The organism is Streptomyces sparsus (genome assembly GCF_054776295.1).
Genome location: NZ_BAAHCA010000385.1, coordinates 1 through 4,462 on the forward strand (window position 1 = coordinate 1; position 4,462 = coordinate 4,462).

Here is a 4,462-nt window from a genome sequence, read left to right on the forward strand (position 1 = left end):
GAGAGCCGCGGGCCGGCACCCTGCTGGTGCTGCCGGCGGCGGGGCTGGCCGCCTTCTCGCTGCTGCTGGGAGTCGGCGCCGAGCCGCTGCTGTCCTGGGCGGCGACGGCCGCCGACGGCCTGGTCGACCCGTCCGACTGGGTACGGGAGGTGACGGGCCGATGAGCACCCCTCTTCGCCGGACCGCGGGCCGGACACGGCACGTGGCGGCGTTCCTGCTCGGTTTCGGCTACCGGCTCGTCAAGGCCAACCTCACCATCGCCTGGGAGATCCTCACGCCCCGCAGCGGACTGGCCCCGGCCATCGTGGAGGTGCCACTGCGCTGCCGCACCCGATGGGAGATCGTCTCGATCAGCAATCTCATCAACCTCACCCCGGGCACGCTCACCGTCGAGGTGCTGACCGAGCCGCCGACCCTGTACGTGCACGGCGCACACGCCCACGACGTGGCGGCGTTCCGGCAGGAGCTGCGGGAACTGGAGACGCTGATGCTGGCCGCTTTCCGGCCCGCCGACGAGGCCGACGAGCTGCGAAGGAGCACGTGATGGTGATCAACGTCGTCCTGGTGGCCCTGACCCTGTCGCTGCTGGTGGCCGTCGTCCGGGTCGTCGCCGGTCCGAGCGCCGCCGACCGCCTGGTCGCGACCGACTTCGGCTTCGCCGTGTTCGTCGCCGGGCTGGCGGTGCTGGCTCTCCGCCTGGACAGCCCGGCGCTACTCGACCTCGTACTGGTCGCCGCCCTGGTCGGCTTCCTGGCCACGGTGGCGCTGGCCCGGCTGCTGGAAGCCAGGAGCACCCGATGAACCCTGCCGCGTCCCCCTCTCCCGCCCTGCTCGCCGCCGTCACCGCGGGAGGCGTGCAGACGGCGGTGTCGGACGTACTGCTGCTGGCCGGCGGCGCGCTCATCCTGATCGCCGCGGTCGGACTGATCCGGCTGCCCGACAGCTACAACCGGGTGAACGCGGTCACCAAGGGGGCCTGCCTCGGCCTGGTGTGCCTGCTGTTCGGCGTCCTGGTCCGGATGCCGGGCGTGTACACCGTGCTGACGGTTCTCGTCGCCGTGGTGCTGCAACTGCTCACCCTGCCGATCTCCGGGTACGCCGTGGTCCGCGCCTGCTACCGGACGGGCGCCCCGCTCGCGGCGATCACCCACACCGACGAGCTGGGCGGCCGCGCCGGCCCCCCGAACGGAGAGGGGCGGGGCAGCGACGGGCCGGACGGCGGCGCGTCCGGTCCCTCCCGGCGGGCTGGCTAGACTCGCTGCTGTTGTCCGGACGGCCGCCGACCGCGGCCACAGGAGTGAGCACCCCATCGTGAGCAAAGCCCGTCAGCCCAGCCTCTCCCAGCTCAGAGCGTTCGCCGCTGTCGCGGAGCACCTTCACTTCCGGGAAGCCGCCGCCGACATCGGCATGAGCCAGCCCGCCCTGTCGGGTGCCGTCGCCGCCCTGGAGGAGTCACTCGGCGTACAGCTCCTGGAACGCACCACGCGCAGGGTGCTGCTCTCCCCCGCCGGTGAACGTCTCGCCGGACGGGCCCGCACGGTACTGGAAGCGGTCGGGGAGCTGCTGGAGGAGGCGGAGGCAGCCCGGGCGCCGTTCACCGGCGTGCTGCGGCTCGGCGTCATCCCCACCTGTGCGCCCTACCTGCTGCCGACCGTGCTGCGGCTGGTGCACCGCAGCTACCCGCAGCTGGACCTCCAGGTGCACGAGGAGCAGACGGCGTCCCTGCTGGACGGACTCACCGCCGGCCGGCTGGACCTGCTGCTGCTGGCGGTGCCGCTCGGTTCCGCCGGTGCGCACGGTGTGGTCACCATGCCGCTGTTCGACGAGGACTTCGTGCTGGTGCTGCCGCGCGGGCACGAGCTGGCAGGGCGCCGCGACATCCCCCGCACGCGGCTGCGCGACCTGGCCCTGCTGCTGCTTGACGAGGGGCACTGCCTGCGCGACCAGGCACTCGACATATGCCGGGAGGCGGGACGCACGGACGGTGCCCCGGTGACCACGACGGCCGCCGGACTGTCCACCCTGGTGCAGCTGGTGGCGGGCGGCATGGGCGTGACGCTGCTGCCGCGGACCGCGCTGCGGGTCGAGACCGGGCGCAGTGAGTCGCTCGCCACCGGCCGTTTCGCGGCACCGGCACCCTCCCGGCGGATCGCCCTGGCGATGCGCGCGGGCACCGCCCGACAGCAGGAGTTCGAGGACTTCGCGGACGCCCTGCGGCGGGAGCTGTCCGCACTCCCCGTCCGGCCGGTGGACGACCCGGCCGGGGCACACGCCGGGTGACCCGGCCGGGGCACGCAGCGGGTGACCCGGGGCCGCTGGGTGAGTAGGGGTACTCATCCGCCGACGTGCCCGGCCGGGTGACACTGCTGCGGGGCTTGCCGGAAGCGGTCCGGGAAGACGGCCGCGCCCCGGAGACGGGCGGTGCGACATGACGGCCGAGTCGGCGCGCGACCTCATCGGTTGGCTGCTGCCGCTGCTCCACCTCGGCACGGTGGTGACGGTACTGGGCGTGTGCCTGCACAGCGACGTCGTGCGGCGGCGCCCGACGTGGAACTCCGCCGCGCACCTGTTCGCCGTCGTGCTGACCTTGCCCACCGGGCTGCTGGTCATGTGGGTGAACCCGATGAAGGACCGCACCCTGCCCTTCTTCTACACGTCGATGACCGTCGGCGGCCTGCTCAACGCGGGCCTGCTGGCGGTCGCCCTCCACCTGCTGCTGCCCGCCCTGGCCTGAACCCGGGCCCGCCCGCCGGGGGCGGTCCGCGTGCGGCGGCATGCCCGGCCGGCCAGGTGCGGCACGCGGTGGCGTGCCCGGTCGGGTGCGGCACACGCTGACGTCCGGGTTCCGTCCGGCCGGGTCCTGGTAAGGCTGTTCGTGAAGGCGTGGCGTCGGGCGGCGTCCGGTTGCCACGCGGGTTACGGCTCCTCGGGAGGACACCTCGTGACTGAACGCAAACCGCATGGCATGAGCGTCGAGTCGTGGGTCGACAGGCAGATCCGCGAGGCCGCCGAGCGCGGCGCCTTCGACGACCTGCCCGGCGCGGGCAAGCCGCTGACCGGCGCGGACGGCCCGTACGACGAGAACTGGTGGATCAAGGACAAGTTGCAGCGAGAGGGCGTGTCGGTGCTGCCACCCGCGCTGGCGCTGCGCAAGGAGACCGAGGACGCCCTCGCCGAGGCACGCGGGGCCCGTTCCGAGGCGGAGGTGCGGCGGATCGTGACGGACGTCAACGACCGCATCCGGCAGGCGCTGCGCTTCCCGCCGCCCGGTCCGCCGCTTCGGTTGACGCCGCTGGACGTCGAGCAGTGCGTGCGGGACTGGCGCCGGAGCAAGAGGGGCGAAGCACAGGACTGACCTCCGGCGGGGCCCCGCTCGACGATCCACCGCTCCCCGCCCGGCCCCGCCCCCGGAACCCGCCCGCCCGGGGGTCCCTTACCCGCTTGCCCCTCCTATCGAATTTCGATAGGTTTCCATCGCTGCTCGATCGAAGGAGAGACGATGGGAAAAATGACAGTGCACGCACTGCGGGCTGTGCTCGTAGTGCTGCTCGGCGGCTCGGTGTTTGTACAGGCGCTGATGGTGCCGCTGCTCGCCACCGACCTGGAGGAGGCCGGCGGGGAACTCTCGCACCTGCGCGTCCCGCTGGTCGTGATGACACTCCTGGGCCTGGTGACGGTGCAGGTCGTGCTGGTCTGCGTGTGGCGGCTGGTGACGATGGTGCGCAGCGGAACCGTCTTCTCCCCCGCGGCCTTCCGATACGTTCACATCGTGATCGGCGCGTTCGTGGCCGCCGGCCTCCTGGTGTTCACGATCGCGGTACTGCTGGCGCCCGGCGAGGCCGTCGCCCCGGGTATGGTCCTGCTGCTGGGCGGCGTGGTCGTGGCACTGCTGGGCGTGGCGCTGATCGTGCTGGTACTGCGCATGCTGCTCGCCCAGGCCGTCGCGCGCGACGTCGAGGCGGATCAGATGCGGGCCGAGCTGGAAGAGGTCATCTGATGGCGATCGCCGTCGACATCGACGTGATGCTGGCCAAGCGGAAGATGTCCGTCGGTGAACTCGCCGAACGCGTCGGCATCACCCCCGCCAACCTGGCCGTACTCAAGAACGGCCGCGCCAAGGCGGTGCGCTTCGCGACCCTCGCCGCGCTCTGCGAGGTCCTCGAATGCCAGCCGGGAGACCTCCTCCGCTGGGAGCCCACCCCCACCGCGGACACCACCCCCGCTCCGGACGCCGATCGAGCACCCGCCCCCGCCCACATCCCCGGCCCCACCCAGCCGTAGCCGGCAGTGGGCCCGGTCAGTCCCGGTCAGTCCCGATCGGCGGCGTCCGTCACGTCGTCCGGACCGTCCGCACCGCCCGTGTCGCTTCCGGGCGCGGTGTCGGACGCGTCGTCGGTCGCGGCGTCCGGGGGGTCGGTGTCGCCGGGTGCGCCTTGGCGGGGTGGTCGGCCGCGGCGGGGGT

The 4,462-nt window shown here is 72.9% G+C and carries 8 protein-coding genes; all 8 read left to right on the plus strand.

Translation table 11 applies throughout. The annotated features are described in order from the left end of the window. The first annotated feature begins 160 nt into the window (after window positions 1-160). The 8 genes from ACYVE9_RS16865 (at window position 161) to ACYVE9_RS16900 (ending at window position 4,281) form a co-directional block, all read left to right on the plus strand. Window positions 161-544 (plus strand): Na+/H+ antiporter subunit E, encoded by a 384-nt coding sequence (locus tag ACYVE9_RS16865; RefSeq protein WP_461028688.1) that lies wholly within the window; start codon window positions 161-163, stop codon window positions 542-544. After that, window positions 544-801: a monovalent cation/H+ antiporter complex subunit F gene (locus tag ACYVE9_RS16870; protein ID WP_461028689.1), complete on the plus strand. Its 258-nt coding sequence runs from the start codon at window positions 544-546 to the stop codon at window positions 799-801. Before ACYVE9_RS16865 ends, ACYVE9_RS16870 begins: the two co-directional genes overlap by 1 nt. Continuing rightward, on the plus strand, window positions 798-1,253 hold the full coding sequence (locus tag ACYVE9_RS16875) for a cation:proton antiporter (RefSeq protein WP_461028690.1): 456 nt from the start codon (window positions 798-800) through the stop codon (window positions 1,251-1,253). Before ACYVE9_RS16870 ends, ACYVE9_RS16875 begins: the two co-directional genes overlap by 4 nt. Window positions 1,254-1,311: 58 nt before the next feature. Next, window positions 1,312-2,280: a hydrogen peroxide-inducible genes activator gene (locus ACYVE9_RS16880; RefSeq protein WP_461028691.1), complete on the plus strand. Its 969-nt coding sequence runs from the start codon at window positions 1,312-1,314 to the stop codon at window positions 2,278-2,280. A gap of 148 nt (window positions 2,281-2,428) precedes the next feature. Beyond that, entirely contained in the window at window positions 2,429-2,734 is a 306-nt protein-coding gene (locus tag ACYVE9_RS16885; protein ID WP_461028692.1) for an SCO4225 family membrane protein, read from the plus strand. A gap of 207 nt (window positions 2,735-2,941) precedes the next feature. After that, window positions 2,942-3,355: a DnaJ family domain-containing protein gene (locus ACYVE9_RS16890; RefSeq protein WP_461028693.1), complete on the plus strand. Its 414-nt coding sequence runs from the start codon at window positions 2,942-2,944 to the stop codon at window positions 3,353-3,355. Between the two features lie 144 nt (window positions 3,356-3,499). Then, on the plus strand, window positions 3,500-3,997 hold the full coding sequence (locus ACYVE9_RS16895; RefSeq protein ID WP_461028694.1) for a DUF2975 domain-containing protein: 498 nt from the start codon (window positions 3,500-3,502) through the stop codon (window positions 3,995-3,997). After that, the gene (locus ACYVE9_RS16900) at window positions 3,997-4,281 is read left to right on the plus strand and encodes a helix-turn-helix domain-containing protein (RefSeq protein ID WP_461028695.1); all 285 of its coding nucleotides are present in this window, start codon (window positions 3,997-3,999) and stop codon (window positions 4,279-4,281) included. Before ACYVE9_RS16895 ends, ACYVE9_RS16900 begins: the two co-directional genes overlap by 1 nt. Window positions 4,282-4,462: the final 181 nt, after the last annotated feature.